The organism is Streptosporangium sp. NBC_01469, from assembly GCF_036227305.1.
GTDB lineage: Bacteria > Actinomycetota > Actinomycetes > Streptosporangiales > Streptosporangiaceae > Streptosporangium.
The window spans coordinates 1,343,427-1,368,071 of sequence record NZ_CP109465.1; the positions used below are offsets into that span (position 1 = coordinate 1,343,427).

Annotated in this window: 16 protein-coding genes, 1 tRNA gene, 2 pseudogenes and 2 CRISPR repeat arrays; of the genes and pseudogenes, 6 read left to right on the forward strand and 13 right to left on the reverse strand. The window is 69.4% G+C overall.

Features of this window, described 5'->3' with window-relative positions:
- Positions 1-76 precede the first annotated feature (76 nt).
- The 6 genes from OG587_RS06040 to topA all read right to left on the reverse strand — a co-directional run bounded on the left by OG587_RS06040 (position 77) and on the right by topA (position 10,109).
- Positions 77-1,567: a hypothetical protein gene (locus OG587_RS06040; RefSeq protein ID WP_329087652.1), complete on the reverse strand. Its 1,491-nt coding sequence runs from the start codon at positions 1,565-1,567 to the stop codon at positions 77-79.
- On the reverse strand, positions 1,564-2,064 hold the full coding sequence (locus OG587_RS06045; RefSeq protein WP_329087654.1) for a SigE family RNA polymerase sigma factor: 501 nt from the start codon (positions 2,062-2,064) through the stop codon (positions 1,564-1,566). The genes OG587_RS06040 and OG587_RS06045 overlap by 4 nt, the downstream gene beginning before the upstream one ends.
- A 178-nt stretch (positions 2,065-2,242) precedes the next feature.
- Complete coding sequence (locus OG587_RS06050; RefSeq protein ID WP_329087656.1) at positions 2,243-3,424, reverse strand: DNA polymerase III subunit delta'; 1,182 nt, start codon at positions 3,422-3,424, stop codon at positions 2,243-2,245.
- Positions 3,425-3,588: 164 nt separating this feature from the next.
- Positions 3,589-5,649 (reverse strand): dTMP kinase, encoded by a 2,061-nt coding sequence (tmk, locus tag OG587_RS06055; protein WP_329087658.1) that lies wholly within the window; start codon positions 5,647-5,649, stop codon positions 3,589-3,591.
- A 268-nt stretch (positions 5,650-5,917) separates the two neighbouring features.
- Positions 5,918-7,360, reverse strand: a complete 1,443-nt coding sequence (locus OG587_RS06060) for a metallophosphoesterase (protein ID WP_329087659.1) — start codon at positions 7,358-7,360, stop codon at positions 5,918-5,920.
- A 94-nt stretch (positions 7,361-7,454) separates the two neighbouring features.
- Positions 7,455-10,109, reverse strand: coding sequence for a type I DNA topoisomerase (gene topA, locus OG587_RS06065; protein WP_329087661.1), 2,655 nt, complete (start codon positions 10,107-10,109; stop codon positions 7,455-7,457).
- Between topA and OG587_RS47050 the strand changes: the two genes are divergently transcribed.
- Positions 10,036-10,452 carry a DUF5703 family protein gene (locus OG587_RS47050; RefSeq protein ID WP_443075483.1) on the forward strand — a complete coding sequence of 139 codons (417 nt, stop codon included), beginning with the start codon at positions 10,036-10,038 and terminating at the stop codon, positions 10,450-10,452. The genes topA and OG587_RS47050 overlap by 74 nt on opposite strands.
- Before the next feature lie 194 nt (positions 10,453-10,646).
- Here OG587_RS47050 and OG587_RS06075 read toward each other — a convergent pair whose 3' ends face one another.
- The 3 genes from OG587_RS06075 to OG587_RS06085 all read right to left on the reverse strand — a co-directional run bounded on the left by OG587_RS06075 (position 10,647) and on the right by OG587_RS06085 (position 15,275).
- Positions 10,647-12,992, reverse strand: a complete 2,346-nt coding sequence (locus OG587_RS06075) for a chaplin family protein (protein WP_329087666.1) — start codon at positions 12,990-12,992, stop codon at positions 10,647-10,649.
- 244 nt (positions 12,993-13,236) lie between these two features.
- Entirely contained in the window at positions 13,237-13,857 is a 621-nt protein-coding gene (locus tag OG587_RS06080; protein WP_329087667.1) for a hypothetical protein, read from the reverse strand.
- Between the two features lie 110 nt (positions 13,858-13,967).
- A complete protein-coding gene (locus OG587_RS06085) occupies positions 13,968-15,275 on the reverse strand; it encodes a M20/M25/M40 family metallo-hydrolase (protein ID WP_329087670.1) in 1,308 nt (435 codons plus the stop codon).
- 166 nt (positions 15,276-15,441) lie between these two features.
- Here OG587_RS06085 and OG587_RS06090 point away from each other — a divergent pair.
- Positions 15,442-15,527: transfer RNA gene (locus OG587_RS06090), tRNA-Leu, on the forward strand.
- 64 nt (positions 15,528-15,591) lie between these two features.
- On the forward strand, positions 15,592-16,023 hold the full coding sequence (locus OG587_RS06095) for a hypothetical protein (protein ID WP_329087672.1): 432 nt from the start codon (positions 15,592-15,594) through the stop codon (positions 16,021-16,023).
- A gap of 48 nt (positions 16,024-16,071) precedes the next feature.
- On the opposite strand, the pseudogene OG587_RS47055 reads toward OG587_RS06095, so the two are convergent.
- The 4 genes and pseudogenes from OG587_RS47055 to OG587_RS06110 all read right to left on the reverse strand — a co-directional run.
- A pseudogene (locus OG587_RS47055) lies at positions 16,072-17,184 on the reverse strand (recombinase family protein); the annotation flags it as partial.
- Positions 17,185-17,189: 5 nt separating this feature from the next.
- A complete protein-coding gene (locus OG587_RS06100; protein ID WP_329087674.1) occupies positions 17,190-17,459 on the reverse strand; it encodes a hypothetical protein in 270 nt (89 codons plus the stop codon).
- Positions 17,460-17,565: 106 nt separating this feature from the next.
- Positions 17,566-18,441, reverse strand: coding sequence for a hypothetical protein (locus tag OG587_RS06105; protein WP_329087676.1), 876 nt, complete (start codon positions 18,439-18,441; stop codon positions 17,566-17,568).
- A complete protein-coding gene (locus tag OG587_RS06110) occupies positions 18,442-18,840 on the reverse strand; it encodes a hypothetical protein (protein WP_329087678.1) in 399 nt (132 codons plus the stop codon).
- Between the two features lie 698 nt (positions 18,841-19,538).
- On the opposite strand from OG587_RS06110, the gene OG587_RS06115 reads away from it, so the two are divergent.
- The 3 genes and pseudogenes from OG587_RS06115 (at position 19,539) to istB (ending at position 23,780) form a co-directional block, all read left to right on the forward strand.
- Positions 19,539-19,886, forward strand: a complete 348-nt coding sequence (locus OG587_RS06115) for a GntR family transcriptional regulator (RefSeq protein WP_329087680.1) — start codon at positions 19,539-19,541, stop codon at positions 19,884-19,886.
- 389 nt (positions 19,887-20,275) lie between these two features.
- Positions 20,276-21,650: direct repeats of the CRISPR family, unit length 29 nt; unit sequence GGGACCATCCCCGCGGGCGCGGGGAGCAC.
- Between the two features lie 74 nt (positions 21,651-21,724).
- Positions 21,725-22,968 (forward strand): annotated as a pseudogene (gene istA, locus OG587_RS06120) (IS21 family transposase).
- Positions 22,968-23,780, forward strand: a complete 813-nt coding sequence (gene istB, locus OG587_RS06125) for an IS21-like element helper ATPase IstB (RefSeq protein WP_329093754.1) — start codon at positions 22,968-22,970, stop codon at positions 23,778-23,780. Before istA ends, istB begins: the two are co-directional and overlap by 1 nt.
- Positions 23,781-23,884: 104 nt before the next feature.
- A CRISPR array of direct repeats spans positions 23,885-24,401; the repeat unit is 29 nt; unit sequence GGGACCATCCCCGCGGGCGCGGGGAGCAC.
- Positions 24,402-24,645: the final 244 nt, after the last annotated feature.

Genomic DNA, 24,645 nt, shown 5'->3' on the forward strand with positions numbered 1-24,645 from the left:
GACTTAGCGATGAATGGTTCCATCTAATCGGAAACAGACGGGTAGTGACCACTTGGTGCGGTCACTACACGCCTTCTCACCAGCCGATATCCATCTCGCCGGTTCTGGAGAAACTCCGAAGTGTCCGATACCGGCCGGAGCTGACCACCCCGTACTCCGCCCCCCGGTGGACCACGAGATGCCCGCCCGAACCGTCCGCGTCGACCAGCCGGAAACCTCCCCGACCGTCGCGATAGAGCACGGCCGACTGAACGCCGTCCTCCACGTCGAAACGCACGATCTCGGCGGCCCCTGGCACGACGGAAAGGCTGCTCCCGTCGGCCCTCTGGACGATCCGGCCGAGCGCCGCGACGAGCGAGCGGCCGTCGGCGTCGATCCGCACCCCGTGCACGGCGGCGGCCACGCCGGAGGAGGTCCTGAGCTGGACCTTCCTCGCCCTGTCCATGTCCTCTCCGTCCTCGCGCAGGTCGAGCACCCACACCTCCGAGGGGTCGGGGTTGACCTCGAGGACCGCCGTGGCCCCGCTCTGCTCAAGCACCTTGGTGGCATCGGGTACCGGGGTGCCCGTCACCTCCGGGCCCGGCACCGGAGTGAGCGCCTGACTCGGCGCCCCGGACGACGGGACGTCCGGCGTACGAGGCACCACGGTGGGTGTCCCCGGCCCGGGATCCGTCCAGACAGGGGTCACCGGAACGGAGGCCGGGCTCCGGACGGGGGTCACCGGGGCGGCGGTCGGGGGAGGCAGGTTCAGGGGAGGCGAGGTTTCGAGAGGCGAGGTCGTAGAAGGCGAGCTCAGGGGAGGCGAGGTTTCGAGAAGCGAGGTCGCGGGAGACGAAGTCGGGAGAGGCGAGTTCGTGACACCCGCGCCTGGATCAGGCCGTACGGGAGAACGCTGGAAGGCGACGAAACGACCGTCCGCGCTGACCGTCACATTATTGACCTCACCGTCGCTCGACGAGCCGAACACCCGGCTCTCACCGGTGGCCAGGTCGGTCACACCGATCCGCGCGGCGCCGGAGGAGTCACCTGCACACGGCCTCAGACCGTAAACGAGCGTGCCGCCGTCAGCGCTGACCGCGAGCGACGTGGGTACGGTGCCCGGTGGCGGGCCGCCCAGTGGCTTCTCCGCTCGCGGAGACCCACCCGGCCGGCCGGGCGTCACGCGGAGGAACCCGAAGCCGCAGGGGCCCGTCCTCACCGCGGTGTAGAAGTCGCCTCGCGCGGAGTCCACCAGGAGGAAGTATTCCTCCGTGGTCCCCAGGGACCGCCTGTCGACCCGCTGACCGGTGTCGGCCCGGTAGAAGGTGATGCCGTTACCGCCGGTCGTCGCGAAGTACTCCGGTCCCGGACCCGGGGTCGGCGGCGCGACGACGCCGTCCCCCCGCTCACCGCCCTGGACGACCACCACCCCCGCGGCGGTCACCGCGGTGACCGCCGCCGCGGCCACCAGCGGCACGACCCAGGATCTTCTCGTACGAGGCGGCGGCGGCCTGAAGGCGGGGACGTCCTGAACGGTCTCCCCAACGGCTCCGGCCGCGTCCCGCAGCCGGTTGACGATCTCGTTCACTGGTTATCCCCCAGGAGACGGCCGAGCGCGTTCAGCGCCCGATGCGTGGTGGACTTGACGGTGCCGCGACTGATCCCCATGGCCCTGGCGGTCTCGTCCTCCGACAGGTCCGCGTAGAAGCGCAGCAGCAGCACCTCGCGCTGCCGGCGCGGCAACCGGTGGAGAGCCTCGACGACCGCCCGGCGCTCGTCGCCGAGCATCGCCTCGGACTCGGCCGACCAGACGGGCGGCGTGTACGTCCCGGCGAACCACGAGGGCAGCCGCCTGCGACGCAGCACGGTGCGCGCGTTGTTCAGCACGGCACTGCGCAGATAGACGAGTGCCTTCTCCGGATCCCTCAGCCGGCCGAACCGGCGATGGAGACCGAGGAACGCCTCCTGCACCACGTCCTCGGCGGACTCGCGATCCCCGATCATGAGCAGGGCCAGCCGGGTCAGCCCTAGCGCGTGCCCGGCGTAGAGCCCGCTGATCGTCTCAGCGGGCTCGGGTCTGCCCACGCCCAACGTTTCGGGTTGCATGACCAAGAGACGCGGAAACCGCCCCCGGGTTGCCTCCCGTCACGAACCGGATCGAAGTCGAGGCCGGCACGGCTCAGCACCGGCCCGGCCCGACGTGGAACCGAGGCCCGCCCAACCCGAGGTCAAGCCCGGTACGAGGCTCGGGGACGAGACCGGTTCAGAGCCGGGGCCGGTGCAGGGAGATGGTCATCGACTCGACCGCCATCTGCGGGCTGACGTTGGACGCCAGCCGCCTCCGGCAGCGCATGATCGCGTCGATCCTGCGCAGGGTGTCCTCCGGCGTGGAGGCGCGGGCCAGGTCGTCCAGGTCGGCGCGGCGGTCCTCGCTGGCCAGTTCCACGTGCGCGCCGAACTGCACCGCCAGCACGTCGCGGTAGAACGCCACCAGGTCGAGCAGGGACGCGTCGATGACGTCGCGCTTGGTGCGGGTCGCCCGGGACTTCTGCCGATCCTCAAGATCCTTGAGCGCCCCGGCACCGCCGCGGATCAGGCCCCTGTTGAGCCCCTTGCCCGTAGAGCCCTCGCCGTAGACCTGGCGCAGCTCGGTGATCTCCGACTCGTTCAGCACCGCGGTGACCGCGGCGGCCTCGTCCTCGGCGGTCTTCACCAGCCGCTCGGCGGCCATCACGCACTCCCCGACGCCGGTGAGCGACCGGGGGATGGACAGCACCGCCTCGCGGCGCGCACGCGCCTCCCCGTCCAGGGCCAGCCTGCGGGCGCGGTCGATGTGCCCCTGGGCGGCCCTGGCGGCGAACTCCGCCATCGTCGGCGGCACGTTCTCGCGCGTGGCCAGCACGTGGGCGACCGCCGCGGTGGGCGGGGTGACGAGCGTGACGAGCCTGCAGCGGGACCTGATGGTGATCATCATGTCGTCCGGGGAGGGCGCGCAGAGCAGCCACACCGTCTTCGGCGGCGGCTCCTCGATCGCCTTGAGCAGCGCGTTGGACGCCCCCTCGGTCGCCCGGTCGGCGTCCTCGAACAGCACGACCCGCCAGCGGCCCAGCGTCGGCGCCCCGGCCGCGCGCAGAATGAGCCGCCGGGTGTCCTTGATGCCGTACGAGAGCCCCTGCGGGCGGACGATCTCCAGGTCGGGGTGGGAGCCGACCGCCACCTGGTGGCACATGTCGCAGTGGCCGCACCCCTGGTCGGGGCAGAACAGCGCGGCGGTGAACGCCCGCGCGGCCTCCTCGCGCCCGGACCCGGGCGGCCCGGTGAACAGCCACGCGTGGGTCATCCCGGCACCGCGCCCCCCGGCCAGCAGGTCGGCCCCGGCCGCCGCCGCCCGGCGGAGCGTCGCGGCGGCCCGCTCCTGCCCCACAAGATCATCAAAGACTCCCACGCCCCCCAACCTACCGTCGGGGACGCGGGCTCAGTCGCGGATCGCGCTCCCGGCCCGGTACGGACACACCGTGCCGACCACCATCGGGAACGCTGGCTCAGTCGCCGATCGCGGGCATGGTCCGGTACGGACGCACCGTGCCGGCCGCCATCGGGAACGCTGACTCAGTCGCGGATCGCGGGCATGGTCCCGGTGACATCCTCCGACTCCTGCGGCACCGGATCGGGCAGGATCTCGCGGACCCGGTCGTGGATGACCAGGGAGATCTGGTTCTGGGGCAGGGTCCCGTCGACGACCAGGTAGCGGTCGGGCTCGGCGGCGGCCAGCGCCCGGAACTCGCGGCGGACGCGCTCGTGGAACTCCAGGGGCTCCGACTCGATACGGTCGGCGGCCCCGCCCAGCCGGGCCAGTCCCACCGACGGCGGGGTGTCGATGAGCACGGTGAGGTCGGGGACGAGCCCGCCGGTGGCCCAGCTGTTGATCCTCGTGACGTCCTCGGTGTCCAGGGCCCGGCCCGCGCCCTGGTAGGCGAGCGACGAGTCGACGTAGCGATCGGAGATCACCATCGAACCCCGGTACAGGGCCGGGCGGATGACCTTCTCCACGTGCTCGGCCCGGTCGGCCGCGTACAGCAGCGCCTCGGACCTCGCGGACAGCCCCTGGTGCACCGCGTCGAGCAGGATCGCCCGCAGCCGCATCCCCACCTTGGTCGATCCGGGCTCACGGGTCTGCACGACGTCGAAGCCCTGGTCACGCAGCCAGATCGCCAGCAACCTGGACTGGGTGGTCTTCCCCGACCCCTCGCCGCCCTCGAACGCGATGAACATCCCGCGCCCCTGCTCGGCGCTCTCGGGGGCGAACCGCTCGCCGCGCACCGCGGCGAACAGGTCGGCGACGATCGAGACGCCCCTGCGGTCGTCCATCTGCCGCAGGGCCACGATCCCGACGATCACCGCGAGCAGCCCGCCGACCAGCAGCACCAGGTTCGAGCCGTCGAACCGGTAGACCGGATCCGGGCCGACCCTGATCTGGTGCTCGCCGAACAGGCCCGCGAGGGTCGGCGCGACCGCGACCACCAGCAGCAGGGTCACCCGGGCGAGCGACTGCAGGAAGGAGAACGTACGGCCCCGCAGGTTGTCGTCCACCTCCAGCCCGATCATGGTGTAGCCGATGATCCAGGCGATTCCCGCGCACGCGCCGAGCAGCACGGTCAGCAGGACGACGATCACCAGGTTGTGGACGAGCGCGACCGCCACGAGGACCAGCCCGGCCACCACGATCGCCAGGCCGAACAGCCTGCGCCGCGACAGCTCCCTCAGCAGCTTGGGCCCGAAGAACATGCCGGACGCCATACCGACGAAAACCGCGCCGAAGACCACGCCGTACGCCGCGTCGCCGCCGCCCAGCGCGTCCACGTAGATCTTGGCCACCCCGACCACCGCGCCACCGGCGGCGAACGCGCCCAGCATGCCGATGATCAGACCGCGGATCAGCCGGTTGCCGCCGACGAACCGCCAGCCCTCGAAGATCTGCCGCAGCACCGACGGCGCGGAGGCGGCCCGCGCGCCGTTCCTCGGGATGTCCTTGAGCGAGAAGATGATCACGGCCGAGACCAGGTACGCGAGCGCGTTGATGAACAGCGCCAGGTAGGTCTCGCGCTGGGCGAGGAACGGCACCAGCCTGCCCAGGACGTCGTCGACGACCGACAGCAGCGCGAACAACAGCGCGGCGATGGGCGCGGTGCCGTACGTGACCAGGAGGTTGAGCTGGTTGGCCTCCTCCAGCCGCTCCTTGGGCACCAGGTTGGGCACCGTGGCGTCCTTGGCCGGGACCCAGAAGAGGTTGACGCACTCGACCATGAACGTGGCGATGATCACCCACTGGTAGCTGCCGATCAGCGGGATCGACAGCACCAGCGCGAAGCGCAGGAGGTCGCAGAAGAACATCGTCAGCCGCCGGTCGAACCGGTCGGCGAACGCGCCCGCGAGCGGGCCCAGCAGGATGGCCGGGAGCATCTTCGCCACGAAGACACCGCCGATGGCCAGGCTCTGGGCCGTGTAGCCCGACGCCGCGGTGAGATTGCCCGCCAGGGCGGTCAGCGCCAGGAGGTTGAGCCAGTCTCCCAGACTGCACACCGACATCGCCGTCCACAGCTTGCGGAACGGGGCGTTGGCCAGCACGTGGGGAGTCTTGCGTCGCGCGGTGCTCCGGCCAGGGGTGGTCATAGTGTCAGCGTATCCAGATGCTCGCTGGGCTGGGGAAAACATGAGCCAGGCGGAAACGCCCGGCTGCCCGTCGCATGAGGGTAATACGTCCGCCCCGCACCTCGCAGGTCACACCCGCGAAAAGAAGCGCCCGGTACGGCTGTTTCCAGAGTTGCTCGTGGCGGGGTTCCCGGGGTTGCTCGTTCCGGCGTCCCCAGGGTTGCTCGTTCCGGCGTCCCCAGGGTTGCTCGTTCCGGGGTTCCCGGGGTCGTTGTTCGCCGCGGAGCTCCTAGGACCGCTCGTGGCGGACTTCCAGAAGGGTGATCTCGGGGGGAGCGCCCACCCGAACCGGCGGTCCCCAGAAGCCCGCGCCCCGCGTCACGTACACCTGGGTGCCGTCCACCTCGCCGAGGCCGGAGACGACCGGCTGCTGCATCGGGATGACCAGGTTGAAGGGGACCATCTGGCCACCGTGCGTGTGCCCGGACAGCTGGAGGTCCACGCCGTACGCGGCCGCCTGGACGGCCTGGACCGGCTGGTGGGCGAGCAGGACGGTGGACCGGGAGCGGTCGCGGTCGCCGCCCAGCGCCCGCTCGAAGTCGGGGCCGTCACCCGAGACGATGCCGCCGAGGTCGTTGACCCCGGCGAGGTCGAGCACGGCTCCCCCATGGGCGATCTCGACGCGCTCGTTGCCGAGAGGGCGGATGCCGAGCCCGCGCAGCTCCTCGATCCACTCCTGCGGGCCGTTGGCGGTGTAGTACTCGTGGTTGCCGGTGACGAAGTAGGCGCCGTAGCGGGATTCGAGATCCTTCAGCGGCCCGGCCAGCGGGCCGAGCTCGGCCACCGTGCCGTCGACCAGGTCGCCGACGATGGCGACCACGTCGGCCTCCAGCGAGTTGATCATGCGGACGATACGCCGGGTGTGCTCCGTACCGGTGAGCGGGCCCAGGTGGATGTCGCTGACCACCGCGAACCGCAGGCCGCTCAGGCGCGGATCCAGCCTGGGCAGCACGACCTTGGCCGGCTCGATCACCGGGTCGCCCAGAGCCGTCCTGACCCCGAACCCGACCGTGCCCAGCGCACCCGCCCCGGCGGCGACCGCGGCCGTACGGGCGATGAACAGCCTCCTGCTCATCCCGCCCGGCCCGTTCGGCCCGCCCGCGGGCCCTCCGGCGCGCCGCGCGTCCCCGGCACCCGGAACGACGATCACACCACCGATCTCGGACTCCGCCTCGGACACGGACCGGTCGGCGACGTCGGATCGGACGGCAGACAGGTCGGCGATGTCAGACCGGACGGCGGACAGGTCGGCGACGTCCGGCTGAACGACGGACACCGGCTGAGCGGCCACGAGCGCGGCCCGATCCGCCCTTCTGGCGGCCACTCCCGGCGGAACCCAGCGGCGCTCCGCACGGCGCTCCGCACGGCGCTCCGCCCCGCGCAGGACCATCAGGGCCGCGGCCCTGGGAATCTCCAGGATCACCAGGAACACGAAGAGGTAGAACATCACCGCGATCCAGAAGAACCCCGGCCACGCCAGGAAGTGGCCCCACTCGCTGCGGGAGGCGACCAGCGTCGCCGGGGCGAGCACGGCCAGGCCGACGAGAATCCACGTCAGCACCCGGCGAGTCCGTCCGGGCCGCGTGGTCGAGCGGATCAGGCGATGCCACAGGTAACAGTGGACCAGCGTGACCCCGCAGACGACCAGCGACACGAAGCCCACGATCGTCACTCGCCCCTCCCGCACCCCCACCGGCCGTTCCCGGTGCGCTCCGAAGAACGCCCGGGACGGCGAATGCGTTCCCAGAACCCTGGAAACAGGGGTGTCAGGCCTTCGCCTTGGCCCGGGTGGTGCGGGGACGCTTGGGCGCCGGGCCGCGCGCACGGCGGTCGGCGAGGAGCTCGGCGGCACGCTCGGTGGTGATCTGCTCGACCTCGTCTCCCTTGCGCAGGGAGGCGTTGGTCTCGCCGTCGGTGACGTACGGCCCGAACCGCCCCTCCTTCACCACGATCGGCTTCTTGGAGACGGGGTCCTCACCCAGCTCGCGCAGCGGCGGCGCAGCGGTGGCCTGCCTGCCCCTCGCCTTGGGCTGGGCGAACAGCTCCTTGGCCCGCTCGAGGGTGACCGTGAACATCTCCTCCTCGGACGCCAGCGAGCGCGAGTCGGTGCCCTTCTTGACGTACGGCCCGAACCTGCCGTTCTGGGCGGTGACCTCCAGATCGTCGATCATCCCGAGCACCCGGGGCAGCGACAGCAGCTTCAGCGCGTCCTCAAGGGTGATGGTGTCCAGGGACATCGACTTGAGCAGTGATCCGGTGCGCGGCTTGGCGACGTCGGCCTTCTTGGTCTTCTTCTTGGCGCCCTCGGCCGGCGGCGCCTCCTCGGGAAGGATCTCCGTGACGTACGGACCGTAACGCCCGTCCTTGGCCACGATCACGTGCCCGGTCACCGGGTCCTTGCCCAGCTCCCGGTCGCCCGTCGGGCGGGAGAACAGCTCCTCGGCCCTCTCGGCGGTGAGCTCGTCGGGGGCCAGGTCCTCCGGCACGTTCACCCGGGCGCCGTCGCGGTCCAGGTACGGGCCGTAGCGGCCCACCCGGATCATGATGTCGGTGCCCCTGATCGGGAACGAGCTGATCTCCTTGGCGTCGATCTCGCCGAGGTCGGTGACCATCTCCTTCAGGCCCTCGTCACCGTCGGCGCCGAAGTAGAACCGGCGCAGCTCCGGCAGCCGCTCCGCCCTGTCGTTGGCGATGTCGTCGAGGACCTTCTCCATGTCGGCGGTGAAGTCGTAGTCGACGAGGTTCCCGAAGTGCTGCTCCAGCAGGTTGACCACCGCGAACGCCAGGAAGGACGGCACCAGGGCCGTCCCCTTCTTGAAGACGTATCCGCGGTCCAGGATCGTCCCGATGATCGACGCGTACGTCGACGGGCGGCCGATCTCCCGGTCTTCCAGCTCCTTGATCAGCGACGCCTCGGTGTATCGCGCGGGCGGCTTGGTCGCGTGCGCCAGCACGTTGAGGGCGGACGCGGTGAGCGGGTCGTTCTCGGTCAGGTTCGGCAGGCGCTTCTCGGAGTCGTCCCGGTCGGTGGACGGGTCGTCCGCGCCCTCGACGTAGGCCTTCAGGAAGCCGTGGAAGGTGATGGTCCGGCCGGAGGCGGTGAACTCGACCCGCTCGCCCGAACTGGACGTGCCGCCCACCTTGACGGTGACCGACTCGCCGACCGCGTCCTTCATCTGGGAGGCCACGGTCCGCTGCCAGATCAGCTCGTACAGGCGGAACATGTCGCCGCTCAGCCCGGTCTCGCCGGGCGTGCGGAACTCCTCGCCCGAGGGACGGATCGCCTCGTGCGCCTCCTGCGCGTTCTTGACCTTGCTGGCGTACACGCGCGGCTTGTCGGGCACGTACGCCGCACCGTACAGCTTGATGGCCTGGCTGCGGGCCGCCGCGACGGCGGTCTCCGACAGCGTGATGCTGTCGGTTCGCATGTAGGTGATGAAGCCGTTCTCGTACAGGCGCTGGGCGACCTGCATGGTCGACTTCGCGGAGAAGCCCAGCTTGCGGCTCGCCTCCTGCTGCAGCGTGGTCGTCCTGAACGGCGCGTACGGCTTGCGGGTGTACGGCTTGCGCTCGACAGACCTGACCTTGTACGAGACACCGGCCAGGCGCCCGGCGAGGGCGCGGGCGGCCTGCTCGTCCAGGTGGAGCACGTCGGCGCCCTTGAGGGTGCCGTTGCTCGTGAAGTCACGGCCCTGGGCGACGCGCTTGCCGTCCACGCCGGTCAGCGTGGCGGTGAACTCGTGCGGGATCTCGTCGCGGCCGGTGTCGAGCAGCGCCTGCAGGTCCCAGTAACTCGCGCTGGTGAACGCGAGGCGCTCACGCTCGCGCTCCACGACCAGCCGGGTCGCCACGGACTGCACGCGCCCGGCGGACAGGCGGGGCTTGACCTTCTTCCACAGGACCGGGCTGACCTCGTAGCCGTAGAGGCGGTCGAGGATGCGCCTGGTCTCCTGGGCGTCGACCAGTCTCAGGTTCAGGGTGCGGGGATTGGCCACCGCCTCCTGGATCGCCCGCGGGGTGATCTCGTGGAACACCATGCGGTGGACCGGCACCTTGGGATTGAGCACCTCACGAAGGTGCCAGGCGATCGCCTCGCCCTCGCGGTCCTCGTCAGTGGCGAGATAGAGCTCGTCGGCGTCCTTGAGCAGCTGCTTGAGCTTGCTCACCTGCGCCTTCTTGTCGTGGTTGACGACATAGAGCGGCTCGAACTCGTGATCCACGTTGACGCCGAGGCGTGCCCAGGACTCCCCCTTGTACTTCTCGGGGATGTCGTCGGCCTTCTCGGGGAGATCGCGAATATGCCCGATGCTGGACTCCACGACGTAGCCGCGGCCGAGGTACCCGGCGATGGTCTTCGCCTTGGAAGGCGACTCGACGATCACCAGGCGGGTTCCGCCGGCGTTGCCGTTCTTGGCTGGCACGCTGCTTCCTACCTCGCTGTTCGCATTCGTTCCCCGTTTTCTTCCCCTCGGGTTACCCGGTCTCAGCCGGGAACACTCCCAAGGGAAGCCGCAAGGACGCAGAATAAAGCCCTATGAGTGTCGACGTCCCCCAGCTCACCCTCGGAGACTAATCGCTGTGCTCGACTACTCCTACTTGGTTCTCCACCTTCCGCGTGGCACATCCCGGGACGCAGCCCGGCGGATACTGACCGAACATGCAGAATACGGCGACTGGGAACTCGACCGCCTGCGACTGTATCCCGATGGCCGCCGGGACGTCCGACTGCGCCGGAAGATCATACGTGTGACCAGGACGATGTGACGTCGGACATGGCTTTGCCCGCTCCGGGCCGCGCCCCCGGAACGGGCAAAGCTTTCGTGCCTCTTCGGTCGAGCGGACGCCGCGCCGTGGGGGCGCGGCCGTCCTGTCCCGGGCCGTCGAGGCGTCTAGGTGCCTTCCTCAGTGGTTCGGGGAAAGCGTGTCCATTGGGTGACTAATGTCTTACTTCTCGCGCCTTACTTCTTGCCGAAACGGATCCGGCGGGTGGTGCCGAAGACCGTCGCGGCAGCCGCGGCCATCGCGCCGATCAGCAGGGTGACCAGGGAACCGATGTTCATTCCGGTCACGCCGACGGGCTGGGCCGCGCTCATCAGGCCCAGGTCACCGACCGGCAGGGCGCCGGCCGGGGTCGAGGTCAGGCCGGCGACAGGAGCCGACGGGGAACCGTTCCCGGCCTCCGAGGCCCGGTCGCTCGCCGGGCTCGCGGGCACGGCGGGCACGGCGGGAAGCTCGGGCAGCCGCGCGGCGGCCGGGAACCGCGACCGGTCCGCCGCCGCGCCCTGGGCCGCGGGCGTCGACGCCAGGCCGGGGGCGGACGCCTCTCCGGCCGCGCCGCCGAGAGCCGGGACGGCCGGGAGGGCGGGCAGCAGACCGCTGGTCTTGTGCCGGCCGGGCTTGGAATCCCCGTCGCCGTGACCATTGTCATAGCCGCCGTGACCGCCGGGGCCACCCCACTGGCCGCCGCCCGGACGCCCGGACGGGCCGCCGACGCGGGAGCCCCCGAGGCAGCCCGCGGCGGCGTCGCCCAGGACGGCCACGGCGTTGCCGCAGATGTTGATCGGCGCGGTGATCGGCGCCACCACCTGGTTGCCACCCAGCACGGAGTGCTGACCCGAGGTGCGGTTGCCACCGGCGCCCGTACCCGCGCCCGCGCCGCCCGAGACCGAGGCGCCGCCCCTGCACGCGGCCGCGGCCTGGCCGAGCACGCCCACCGCGTTGCCGCAGACGTTGATCGGCGCGGTGATCGGCGCCACCACCTGGTTACCGCCCAGCACGGAGCCCCGGCCGGACGTGGTGTTGCCACCCGCGCCCGCGCCACCGCCGCCCCCGACGGACGCGCCGCCCTGGCAACCGGCGAACGCACCGCCCAGGACCGCCACCGCGTTGCCGCAGACGTTGATCGGCGCGGTGATCGGCGCCACCACCTGGTTGCCACCCAGCACGGAGTGCTGACCCGAGGTGCGGTTGCCACCGGCGCCCGCGTCGCCACCCCGGCCCGCGGGGACCGACACCCCTCCCGGGCAGCCCGGCCGGCCGTTGCCGACGGCGTTGCCGCAGACCTCGGCGGGCGCGGTGATCGGCGCGACCACCTGGTTGCCGCTACCGGCGCCGAAACGCCCGTCGGTGTCGTTCCCCGGCCGGCCGTAACCCCGGTCGGGCCCGCCGGGACGGGGGCCGCGCTCCCAGCCGTCGCCGGGGCCGCCCGAGCCCGGACCGCCCGGACGCGTGCCGTGCTCCCAGCCGCCACCGGGACGCGGCCCCCGCTTCCCACGGTCGCCGTGGTCACCGTAACCGGGCTCGCCGGGCCTGCCGTGCTCTCCGGGGCCACCGGGCCGGCCGGGCCCCTCGTGCCCTCCGGGCTTACCGGGCCATCCCGGCCCCCCCGGGTGCCCAGGCCCGCCAGGGTGGCCGGGACCACCCGGGTGACCCGGACCGCCGGGGTTCCCAGGGCCACCGGGGTTCCCAGGCCCGCCAGGGTTTCCAGGCCCGCCGGGGTTTCCAGGCCCGCCAGGGTTCCCGGGCCCGCCAGGGTTCCCGGGCCCGCCGGGCGTGCCGCCGCCGACGACCTCGGCGCCACCCTCGCAACCGGAGAAGGCCCCGCCGACGACGGCGACCGAGTTGCCGCAGATGTTGATCGGCGCGGTGATCGGCGCCACCACCTGGTTGCCACCCAGCACGGAGCCCCTGCCGGAGGTGCGGTTGCCGCCCGCTCCGCCACCGGCCCCGCCCTGGTTGCTCACCGAGGCCCCACCACGGCAACCGGCGGTGGCCCCGCCGAAGATCGCGAAGGAGTTGCCGCAGGCGTTGATCGGCGCGGTGATCGGCGCCACCACCTGGTTGCCGCCGCCGACGCTGTGGTCACCGTTCGTACGGTTGCCGCCGGCTCCGCCGCCGTTCCCGCCCTGGTTCCGCACCGAGGAACCGCCCCGGCAGCCCGCCTCGGAGCGGCCGAACACCGACACCGCGTTGCCGCAGGCGTTGACGGGCGCGGTGATGGGGGCGACGACCTGGTTGCCACCCAGCACGGAGCCCCGGCCGGACGTGGTGTTGCCACCGGCGCCCGCACCGCCACCGCCGTTCTCGACGGAGGCGCCGCCCTCCGAGGAGGCGGACGACTGCCCGGCCACACCGGCGGCGTTGCCGCTGATGTCGATCGGCAGGGTGATGGGAAGGTTGACCTGGTTGCCTCCGCCGATCGAGTGGTCACCGTCGGTGTCGGCGAAGGCCGTACCGCCGCCCATGGCCATGACGCCCAGTGCGAGCAGTGCCGCGGGGGCCGTGCCCGTAACCCACGTACGCATGATTGAAGCTCCTAGCAGTTTCGGGGGGGACCTGACCCTCGTGAGGGCGTACGAAGCCGTGCGAGGGCCGGACAGGCCCGCACAGCGGAGGCCCCGAGGACCGTCACGAGGAATTGGGAATTGCCTTTTCTCCGGCCTGCTGATCGCTCACCGACGGAGTGGCTCTCCTGGGGATGGAGGATGAAGGCAGGCTCCGCGACCGGCTGATCACCCGAGAGGGGATGGGCCGGTCCGCGAGACGAGATCAGTCAGGGGAGAAAGAAGGGTCGTCCGCCGCTGTACGGACGACAGGGGGGAGCACGAACGCCGGCGGGACACGCTGCGTCACCTGCCGCGGATCGTAGGCGAACCACGCGACATCTCCCGGACCCGGTCCTGAGAGGCCGGATCCACCACCGCTCTGGGGCACGAATCCATTGGCGCCAGAGCCGTGTTCGACGGTGGCGGGTGCCGGGAACCCCGGCTTGGACTGGCTGGTGAGCCCGTCCACACCTCGCCCCGCCATGGCTTCGGCGTTGTGCGTCGCCGACAACCCGCCGCTGACCGTGGGGAAGACACCGGCCCCGAGGGCCGATCCGGAAGCGGCTGTGTGAGGGGTCTGGGAGCGGGCCTCCCCTGTCGTCGCGGTGGTGTCCGCGACCGCGGGAGCGGCGCCGAGGAGCCCGAAGACGACCGCGAGCAGCCATGCGGCGGCCAGGAGACCGCCGATAGCGAGGGCTCGCCTGACGCCCCGCCGAGTGCCGGCCGCGAACCGCGCCATCCGGTCAGCCCGGCCGGGGATCGTGTCGTCGACGGGAAGGGCCACGGGCGCGCGTCGGACAGCGGGCGAGGACGCCCTCCACTGCCCGTGCGGCACACGCGCCACGTGACCTCCCCAAAGCTCCTGGACGGGCCCGCTTGGACACGAGCCATCCCTCAACGGAGAGTTACGCTAGCACCACATCGAGTCAACACAACGGTTTTCCCGGGAACGGCTCAGCAGCCGTCCAGGAAACGGTCAAGGACCCGGACTCCGAACTGGAGCGAATCCACCGGCACCCTCTCGTCGATGCCATGGAACATCCCGGAGAAGTCCAGGTCCGCGGGCAGCCTCAGCGGCGCGAACCCGAATCCCCGGATGCCCAGCCTGCTGAACGCCTTGAGGTCCGTGCCCCCCGACAGCGTGTACGGCACGGCCAGCGCGCCCGGGTCCTCGGCGAGGAGGGCGTCGGCCATCGCGCGCACCAGCGGCCCGTCGAAGCCGGTCTCGATGGCGATGTCGTGGTAGACGAACTCCCTGGTCACGTTGGGGCCGAGCAGCTCGTCGAGCGTCTCGAAGAACTCGTCCTCGTACCCCGGCAGGAAGCGGCCGTCCACGTGCGCGGTCGCGGTCTGGGGGATCACGTTGGCCTTGTAACCGGCCTCCAGCATCGTGGGGTTGGCGGTGTTGCGCAGCGTGGCGCCGATCATCCGAGCGAGCGGCCCCAGCTTGGCGACGGTCTTCTCCGCGTCGTCCAGGTCGAGTTCCAGCTCCAGGGCTTTGGAGGTCTCCTCCAGGAACGTCCTGACCGTCCGCGTCATCCGGACCGGCCACTCGTACCGCCCGACGCGGCCCACCGCCTCGGCCAGCTCGGTAACCGCGTTCTCGGCGTTGAGCATCGAACCGTGCCCGGCCCTGCCGGTGGCGGTCAGGCGCATCCAGGCGATGCCCTTCTCCGCGGCCTCGATCAGATAGAGCCTGCGCGCCTCGTCGATGGAGACGCTGAACCCGCCCACCTCGCCGATCGCCTCGGAGCATCCGTCGAACAGGTCCTTGTGCTCGTCGGCCAGCCACTGCGCGCCGTACTTGCCCCCCGCCTCCTCGTCGGCGGTGAACGCCAGCACCACGTCCCTCGGCGGCCGGCGGCCCTCGCTGAGCCGCTGCCGCACGACCGCGAGGATCATCGCGTCCATGTTCTTCATGTCGACCGCGCCGCGCCCCCAGACGCAGCCGTCGGCGATCTCACCACTGAGCGGGTGCTGGGTCCAGTCGGCGGCGTTGAAGGGGACGACGTCCAGGTGCCCGTGGAGCAGCAGGGCGTCACGGGAGGAGTCCTCCCCCGCGATGCGGGCGATCACGTTGGCCCTGCGGCTGTCCGACTCCAGGATCTTCGGCTCCAGCCCGACCTCGGACAGTTTCTCGGCCACGTATTCGGCGGCGGCCCGCTCACCGGGCCCCGAATTGTCGCCCGCGTTGGTCGAGTCGATCCGGATCAGGTCGCGGCACAGCCCGACGACCTCGTCCTCAGCGTTGATCGCCGTCATGTGGACTCCTTGGGGTTCGGTACGGCTTCCACCTCCCATCCTGCCGCCGTACCCCCCTTCCCGGCACCCCGCCCGTGCCTGCCCTCTTACCGATATGACGCCGGCTCAAGAGTTTGCTAACCTGAGTCCGCCGACGCGGGATGACGGTCCCGCGTGCAGGCACCACGTCCGGGTGGCGGAATAGGCAGACGCGCTAGCTTGAGGTGCTAGTGCCCTTTGCGGGGCATGGGGGTTCAAGTCCCCCCTCGGACACAAACCGGTCCCCTATGGGGTCCTGGTCATGTGTAGACATGACCAGGACTTTCTGTTTTGACGGGTGGTAGACCAGCCGCAGTCCGATGTTCGCGTAGATCTTGGCCTTCCGGATCGGGTCGGCATTCGAGAGAACTCGCACCATGTCTCCAAGCCTGTGCGTGATCTCCGCCAGCTCATCACGCCCCACCCGCCTCTGAGGCAGTACGTGCGCGCGGCCGAGGCGTTGCTCGGCCGCGGTCTTGCGGACAAGCTCTTCCTGGATCCATCCGGCGACGAGCGCCGGGTCGGCGCCCGCCTCAAGGGCAGCCCGATGCTGGGCGAGCTTGCGGTCGCACTCGGTGATCTGGCGGCGTGCCACAGCGAGTGCTTGGGCCTTGGGCGGTGTCACGTCCTGTGCGGCCGCCAAGACGTCGAGAGTCTGATCAACGTTGTGGGGCGCGAACAGCCGGCCGAGCCAGCGGTCCAGTCGCGGGACGACGCGGTCCTCTCGTAGGTAGACGTTGCGGGGATGCATGAGGTGGTTGGCCAGGGCGTACTCCTCGGGGAAGCGGCAGCGGTAGTAGGCCGCGTCGTTGACCCATTGGCCCTGCATTCTGCGGTCGCAGACACCGCAGTACAGCAGCCCCCGGAGCTGGTACGGCTTGGGGGTGCGCTTGCGGGTCTTGTCGGTGTGGCGATCGCCTCGCCCCGTCAGCGTCATCTGCACGGCGTCGAAATCCTCTGTGGACACGATCGGCGGGTGAACGACTGTCTTCGACCAGACCCAGTCCTGCTTGGAGTTCCACCTGAGCTTCGTGGTGTGGCCCAGGCCGACATCGTCCACATCGATGAGGACCTCGTCCTTGCGCTGGCGGTTCCACACCTGGTGGCCGGTGTAGCGGGGGTTGGTCAAGATGGCGCGCACCGCGCTCTTGGACCAGGCGATGCCGGAGCGGTGACGGTTCCGGCCCGGATCGTGAGCTGATGGGCTGGAAATCCCGTTGCGGGTCAGTCTCTCGGCAATGGCGAACAGGCCGTAGCCGTCGAGAAAGACCGCGAAGATCTCTTCCACCACGGGTGCGGCGACGGGATCAAGCTCCAGCCGGTGAGCACGCTTGCCATCGGCCGCCTTGGCCGGGTTGGGGTGTGGGCCCGCGTCGGCCAGCCGGTAGCCATAAGGCGGCCGACCTCCCAGAAAGCGGCCTTCCATCTGGGCTTGGGCTGACATGGCGCTGCGCACGCGGATCTTGATGCGGTTGCGCTCGCCTTTGCTCATACCGCCGAACACGCTCATGACCAGGTCATGAGCCTCGTTGTTCGGGTCGATCGGACCACCCACCTCGGGCACCCAGAGCGGAACCCTGAAGTGCTCGAAGACGGGAAAGGTCAGGCCGTACTGGTTGCCGTAGAAGGCTCGTTGCGGCTCGCCGATCACCACCGCGTCGAAGCCGCGGTCGGGGTTGCGTAGTTCGGCGAGCAGCGCCGCCGCGTGCGGGCGGCGCTGCCAGGGGATCGAGCGGGACTTGTCGACGTCGAAGAACTCGGTGACGATCACGCCCCCGCGCGACTCGATGAGCGCGCGGGAGCGGGTGATCTGCCAGCCTCGCGAGGACTGGGGATCTTGCTTGTCCTCGGTGGAGACCCGGCCGTAGAAGGCGAAGCGGATGGTGTTCATGGGTCCTATGCGGCGTTGGGGCGGTTGACGAGCATGGCTTGGTGAGCCTCCAGCAGGATGGCGAGCAGTTCCGTGGCGGCGCCGGGCGTCAGGCGGGGCGGTCCACTTGGTAAGACGATGTGCGGAGTCCGCTGTTTACGAGTGGTGGACGCGGTCATGATGAGAGGCGCTCCTATGCGTTCGTTGCTGGCGGGTAGGGGTACGGCCCCGGCGACGTGCTTGGCGGTACTGGAGTCGGGGCCGCTTTGCCGCCGTACCTTGGCGTAGATCCGCACGTCGCGGCCGACACCTCGGCAGGGCGGTGGGTCGGATGTTTCCGTGACGTCGAAAGCGCAGGTTGCCTGCGGTGCTTTCTCAAGCAAGACGGTGCTTTGCGTCTGGTCATGACGCAGGTCTCTCAGCTGCAAGCGGGTGGCACGCCGGGCAGCGCGCCACAGTGTTGTCGCGAAGTTCCATCTGCCGGGTGCGCTCGTCGCAGTAACCGCACCAATCCGGGGTGATCCTCAGCGATGGACTGGGCTCGACGCCCTCGACCGCAGGCAGGAACCTGTCGGGGTCTTTCTCGATTGCCGTGGCCACGTAGCGACTGCGGTACTTGACGGGCCGGCCATCGAGGATCGTGTGGCGGATCGCGGCCGCGTCGAGGAGGCGGATCTCGCGGCCGGTCAACTCAGCCAGGAGCTGGACGATACCGCGATCGATGGAGTCGTCGTCGTTCGCCCAGGCACGCGCGTTACGACGAGAAGATGACTGATTGTCTTCATCTTCTTCCGTCCTAGTCCCCTTCGGGGACTGGACGGAACTGGGTGGCGTTAGTAACGCGTTACGTTTGGCGTTACTAACGCCACCGTCGACTGCGGGTGGCTCGGTCCGGTTGCGTTGCCTGTCTCGCCACCTCTTCTGCCGCTCGGCGTTGGCCTTCCGTTCTTTCTCCGCCCGCTCCTTAGTGGGCACGAATGCGAAGAAGTCATGGATCACCCACCCCTTCGCCACAGGCGCCGGGCAGAGATCGGAGGGACACTCTTCGCCAGGCGGATGCCAGGTACCCCGGGACACGAGTTCGGTGATGAAGCGCAGCGGCTTTCGCACTCGCGGACACACGTCGATCAGGTCTTCCTGGAGTACCGCACCGTCGGTCAGGTTGCGGGCACACCAGAAGATCGCTGTGAAATGTATACGAAATGCGGCGTCCGACAGGCCTGCTACCTGCCTCCGAGTCGGGAATCGGTCGTCGAAGTACAGCCCTTCCCGTTTCATCTAGTGCCTGCCTCTGTCTGTCAGATGCAGAGCGGCCGTGGTGTTGAAGGCATGGTCGATTCGGAGCGCGAGGTCACGTGCTGTCTTCCGGGCCGCCGCAAGTTCTGACAGGGCCTTGTCAAGACGCTCGTCGGGGTCGCCATGGTCGTCACCCAGTTGCCCGGATTCCTGCATGCGCCGCAACGCCTCGCCGAGTTGCCCCAGCAGTTGGTCAAGCCCAGCTGTCGAAATGCCGATACGGCCGAGGACGTCGTACACGGTGGACGGATAGGTGACGCCGACATGGGAGAGCGTGGCGTGGTTGAGGACCCGGACGGCCTCGGACACGGCTGCGGCGACCTCGCTGGTGTAGTCGTCACCATGGGGGCCATCTGACGACAGCCAAACGGTGTCAGCCATCGGCGTTGACTCCGATCGCCGAGATCTTGTCAAGATGCCTGCGTCCCGTCAGAGTGGTGACGAGAGTCAGCAGTCGAGGCATGAGCCATTGAGGCACCCCTAGGGTGTCCGTGCTCGCGATCGATGGGATGCTGAACATGACCTACTCCCTTCGAGTGGGTCTGGCGGGAGGCCCGGCGCCAGCTGGCCTGCAAGCGATGCGGGCGCCGGGTCCTCCTGTAGTGAACTTGCAGAGGACCAACTTCATGATTCGGCGGGAGCTGTTCAGCTACGCCGACATGCGTAGTTGTCCGCTTCCCAACTGCTGGTGATCCCCCAGACGCCTCACCCCCTTGTGTTCCAGGAATCACGTACGTATCAGACGTATTTGCCATGATGACACAAATCGCTTTGCTGGTCTTGACTCTAAAGAGTCAGAAGATTCGCCCCGCGCTTCAGCGCCTCGCGATCCACCTGCCGTTCTCATCACCTTCACGCCGCACCGTTGGTTTGCCATGCGCGCACATCCATCCGGCTAGCGATCCAAAGCACGGCCGACATCACACCGGGCCGGAGCCATCAGCCCATGGCGATCGCTCTCACCTTTCCTTCTTGCCTGGCGATCAGTTTGGTCTAGGTAGACAGTACTGTACTAGTTCAATCTAGGTATAGCTCAACTGTGCTTTCCTAGTACAGCTGAAGGGCTTAGCCTTGGTGTTGTGTCCGTGCCTGATTTCAGCGATCCTCAGCCTGCCTACCTGCAGATCGCAGACGACCTGCGTCAAGAGGTAGCGGCAGGTCGACTCAAGCTCGGCGAACGGCTTCCGGCGCGGCGGCAGTTGGCCCAACGCTACGGCGTGGCCGTCGAGACAGTCCGTCGAGCCTTGGACAAACTCGCGCAAGATGGCCTGATCAGCACGCAATCGACGCGCGGCACATACGTGGTCAAGACTCCTGACCAGAATGAGCCGTCCTCCGAACTTCAGCAGGCGATGACCGAGGTGCGCCGGCTGGCCGAACGCATAGAAGGTCTGGAGTCTCGCGTGAAAGACCTCGAAGGCCGCTGACCCCCTCCACGCATCCCTTCGAGCTCCATCCCTTCAGAACGTCGTGCGTGTAATGCCACGCACCTTCGAGATTTCTCCCTCTCGGAACTCCGGGCTCTTCCTGGCAGCAGCCGAATCGGCCTGCGCGGAGCCACAGGTCCAGGTGGAGCGGCCCGAGCGGAGCGAGGGACGACTACCTGGAGGTGTGGCTCCGCGCAGGCCATCATCGGCCTGCGCGGAAGACTCGGGCGGCCGCGATTCTCGCCCGCCGTTGAATAAGATCGTTTCTGACGGTTCCGGCTGGGTTGCGTCTTCTCCCAGAGCTCGCGAAAGGCAGTGAGGGGCAGACCAAGTAAGCCGGAAAGGGGCAACGGCGGCGGGCACATAGGACAGAACATGGATTCTGTTCCGGGGCCATCCCCGCAGGCGCGGGGAGCACCCTCAGCCTGGTCAACATCACGTGCACGGACCTGGGACCATTCTCGCGGGCGCGGGGAGCACTGCTTCCGGGCCTGCCACTCGATCCCGGCGTAGGGACCAATCCCCGCGGGCGCGGGGAGCACGGGAACCCGCCGACGGATCAGGAGCGGTCCTGGGGACCATCCCCGCGGACGCGGGGAGCACACTCAGACCGAGCTGGAGGCGAAAGCCAGCCAGGGACCATCCCCACGGACACGGGGAGCACGCTGAACTGGTCGCTTACCAGCCGGAGAAGAAGGGGCCATCCCCGCGGACGCAGGGAGCACCAGGAGGGTCGGCTCGCCGCCAGCGAGAATGCGGGACCATCCCCGCGGGCGCGGGGAGCACTTGCGGACGTAGTTCGTGGCGTCGCACTCATCGGGACCATCCCCGCGGGCGCGGGGAGCACGGAGCAGCCCGGGGACGAGTAGACCTTCCTGAGGGACCATCCCCGCGGGCGCGGGGAGCACCCTCCTCACGGAAGACAGCCGGGCGTTCGCGTGGGACCATCCCCGCGGGCGCGGGGAGCACTCGCGGTCGTTCAACCCGGAGCTCACCGCGTCGGGACCATCCCCGCGGGCGCGGGGAGCACGATGGCCTGGCGCGGATGCTGGTGCGGATGACGGGACCATCCCCGCAAGCGCGGGGAGCACCAGGTCTCCCCGGAGCATCCGAGCAACAGCCGGGGAGCACCGTCGGAGTCCCACGCGGCCCGCCTCAGCTTGGGGACCATCCCCGCGGGCGCGGGGAGCACCGGGGCCGGGCGCGGGAAGCACCTCGACGTTCACCGGGTACACGGTCCTGTACCCGGGACCATCCCCGCGGGCGCGGGGAGCACTTGGTCGCCGAGTACGCCGTGTCGGAGTCGTAGGGACCATCCCCGCGGGCGCGGGGAGCACAACTACTCGCTCAACGTGGTGGACATCACCATGGGACCATCCCCGCGGGCGCGGGGAGCACCCAGCACAGCCGGGGCAGGTGTACGACTCGAAGGGACCATCCCCGCGGGCGCGGGGAGCACATCGGAGTGATGCGCTCGCTGGAGACAATCTCGGGACCATCCCCGCGGGCGCGGGGAGCACAGGGAGCTGCGGGGTCAGGGTCGGGTGGTTCAGGGACCATCCCCGCGGGCGCGGGGAGCACCTGGCGGCGTCGGCGGGCAGCTCCAACAGGTGGGGACCATCCCCGCGGGCGCGGGGAGCACATCCGGGAGGCCCTTGGCCCGCTGATCACCGGGGGACCATCCCCGCGGGCGCGGGGAGCACCAGACCGACACCGCGATGGATGCGGCTTACCTGGGACCATCCCCGCGGGCGCGGGGAGCACGTATGTTGACGACGCGCGAACGGTGACCCCCTGGCGACGGCCGAATAGTGACCCCCTTGTAGTCACTCTGGAGGGTGATCAAGGTGGAGGACTGGGCGGAGATCCGCCGGTTGCATCGAGCCGAGACGATGCCGATCAAGGCGATCGCTCGGCATCTGGGCATCTCGAAGAACACCGTGAAACGGGCGCTGGCGGCCGACAGCCCGCCGAAGTACGAGCGGCCGAGCAAGGGATCGATCGTGGACGCGGCCGAGCCTCAGATCCGGGCGCTGCTGGCGCAGTTTCCGACCATGCCCGCGACGGTGATCGCCGAGCGGATCGGCTGGACGCGGTCGATCACGGTCCTCAAAGACCGGATCCGTGGGTTGCGGCCGCAGTTCAAGCCCGTTGATCCAGCGTCACGGACCACCTACCAGGCCGGTGAACTGGCCCAGTGTGACCTGTGGTTTCCTCCGGTGAAGATTCCGGTGGGAGCCGGGCATCTGGCCAGCCCGCCGGTGCTGGTCATGGTCAGCGGCTACTCGCGGTGGATGATGGCCCGGATGCTGCCCTCGCGCACCGCGGGGGATCTGTTCGCCGGACACTGGGCTTTGTTGTCGGAGCTGGGCGCGGTGCCCAAGACGTTGGTGTGGGACAACGAGGGCGCGATCGGCCAGTGGCGAGGCGGCACGCCGCAGCTCACCGCGGACGCCAACGCCTTTCGCGGAGCGCTGGGAGTGGGCATCTTGCAGTGTCGACCGGGTGATCCCGAGGCTAAGGGGCTGGTTGAGCGGGCCAACGGCTATTTGGAAACCTCGTTTCTGCCCGGCAGGGAGTTTGCCTGCCCGCAGGACTTCAACACCCAGCTGGCCGACTGGCTCCCTTTGGCCAACGGACGCCATCATCGGCGCATCCAGTGCCGGCCCCTGGATCGACTGCACGCCGATCTGGCGGCAATGGTGGCGTTGCCGCCGATCGCTCCGGCCGTTGGCTGGCGCACCTCGACCCGGCTGGCGCGCGATCACTACGTTCGTGTCGCCTCGTGTGACTACTCGGTGCACCCCTCGGTGATCGGCCGCCTGGTGGAGGTGGTCGCTGGCTTGGAGGAGGTCACGGTGACCTGTGGCGGGCAGTTGGTGGGCCGCCACCTGCGGTGCTGGGCGCCGCACCAGACCATCACCGACGCGCTGCATGCGCAAGCCGCCCCGCCGCGATGCGCCGCACTTGCCTGCGCACCGCCATTGCCTCGGCTAAAACCGAGGTCGAGGTCGAGGTCGAGGTCGAGCAGCGTCGGCTGAGTGACTACGACGCGCTACTGGGCATCGAGGGGGTGGCGTGATGGCCGCGACCGGCACGAATACCACCACGACCAGCGGCCGCAACGTCGCGGCCGAGCTGTCCTATCTGACCCGGGTGCTCAAGGCCCCGTCCCTGGCAGCGGCCATCGATCGGCTGGCTGAGCGGGCCAGGGCCGAGTCGTGGACGCATGAGGAGTTTCTGGCCGCGTGCTTGCAACGCGAGGTCGCCGCCCGGGAATCACACGGCGGCGAGGCCCGGATCCGCTTCGCCCGCTTTCCGGCCCGCAAGGCGTTGGAAGACTTCGACTACGACCACCAGCGTTCCCTTAAACGCGAGGTCATCGCACATCTGGGCACGCTGGACTTCGTCACCGCCAAGGACAACGTGGTCTTCCTTGGCCCGCCCGGAACCGGCAAGACCCATCTGTCCATCGGCCTGGGCATCCGGGCCTGTCAGGCCGGGCACCGGGTCGCCTTCGCCACCGCCGCTCAATGGGTCGCCCGGCTGGCTGAGGCTCATGCCGCCGGCACGCTGCAGGCCGAGCTCATCAAGCTGTCTCGGATCCCGGTGTTGATCGTGGACGAGGTTGGCTACATCCCCTTCGAACCCGAGGCGGCCAATCTGTTCTTCCAGCTGGTCTCCAGCCGCTATGAGCGGGCCAGTTTGATCGTCACCAGCAACAAGCCCTTCGGACGCTGGGGAGAGGTGTTCGGCGACGATGTCGTGGCCGCCGCCATGATCGACCGGCTGGTCCACCACGCCGAAGTCATCAGCCTGAAGGGAGACAGCTACCGCCTCAAAAACCGTGACCTCGGCCGCGTGCCAGCGGCCAATCCCAGCAACGACCAGTAACAATCAAGTACACGACAGGGGTCAGCTTTCAGACGCCGATAGGGGGTCACGGTTCGAACGACGTCGACACACGTACGTCAAAACGTTGCCACACGTCTGCACCTGGGACCATCCCCGCGGGCGCGGGGAGCACTCAGCGGGCGGCCTGGCGTTGACGAGCCTCGTGGGACCATCCCCGCGGGCGCGGGGAGCACGCTGATGCCCGCCTTTTCGGCGAGTTCTGCCTGGGACCATCCCCGCGGGCGCGGGGAGCACGCGTACGCCCTCGACCAGAGCTTCCACGTCCTGGGACCATCCCCGCGGGCGCGGGGAGCACGCTGATGCCCGCCTTTTCGGCGAGTTCTGCCTGGGACCATCCCCGCGGGCGCGGGGAGCACTCGGCGCGGGTCTGGGCGGTGGAGCGGGCGACGGGACCATCCCCGCGGGCGCGGGGAGCACGCTACGGGGGCTACCAGGGGGGCCACCAGCCCGGGACCATCCCCGCGGGCGCGGGGAGCACCGCACCGCCGAGCGCGGGCCCGAACCGCTGATGGGACCATCCCCGCGGGCGCGGGGAGCACCCGGCCGAAGGCGGGCCGACCGCCTCGAAGTCGGGACCATCCCCGCGGGCGCGGGGAGCACACTCGTTGACCTGGAGGGTTATCGGCGGCGGGCGTGGATTTCGAACACTTTCAAAGAATGCGACATTCTACACATTTACGGTTTTTTCGATCGAGTTATCAAGTATCTCAACGAGGAGGCGGCCGGTGTCTTGCGAACGGGCCGCGCCTTCCGGGGTTGCGCGTTGGGCAAGCGTAGCCTCTCAGCCGGTCAGAGCCTCAGAGGGCCGACGTTTTGGACTCTCTGTCATTAAAGGGATTCTTTG

Coding starts and splice junctions, on each gene's coding strand:
- OG587_RS06110 (WP_329087678.1), bottom strand. CDS start 18,840: ATGGCTGACACCGTTTGGCTGTCGTCAGATGGCCCCCATGGTGACGAC.
- OG587_RS06105 (WP_329087676.1), bottom strand. CDS start 18,441: ATGAAACGGGAAGGGCTGTACTTCGACGACCGATTCCCGACTCGGAGG.
- OG587_RS06085 (WP_329087670.1), bottom strand. CDS start 15,275: ATGACGGCGATCAACGCTGAGGACGAGGTCGTCGGGCTGTGCCGCGAC.
- OG587_RS06075 (WP_329087666.1), bottom strand. CDS start 12,992: ATGCGTACGTGGGTTACGGGCACGGCCCCCGCGGCACTGCTCGCACTG.
- istB (WP_329093754.1), top strand. CDS start 22,968: ATGGCCGCGACCGGCACGAATACCACCACGACCAGCGGCCGCAACGTC.
- tmk (WP_329087658.1), bottom strand. CDS start 5,649: ATGACCACCCCTGGCCGGAGCACCGCGCGACGCAAGACTCCCCACGTG.
- OG587_RS47050 (WP_443075483.1), top strand. CDS start 10,036: ATGGTCTTCGCCTTGGAAGGCGACTCGACGATCACCAGGCGGGTTCCG.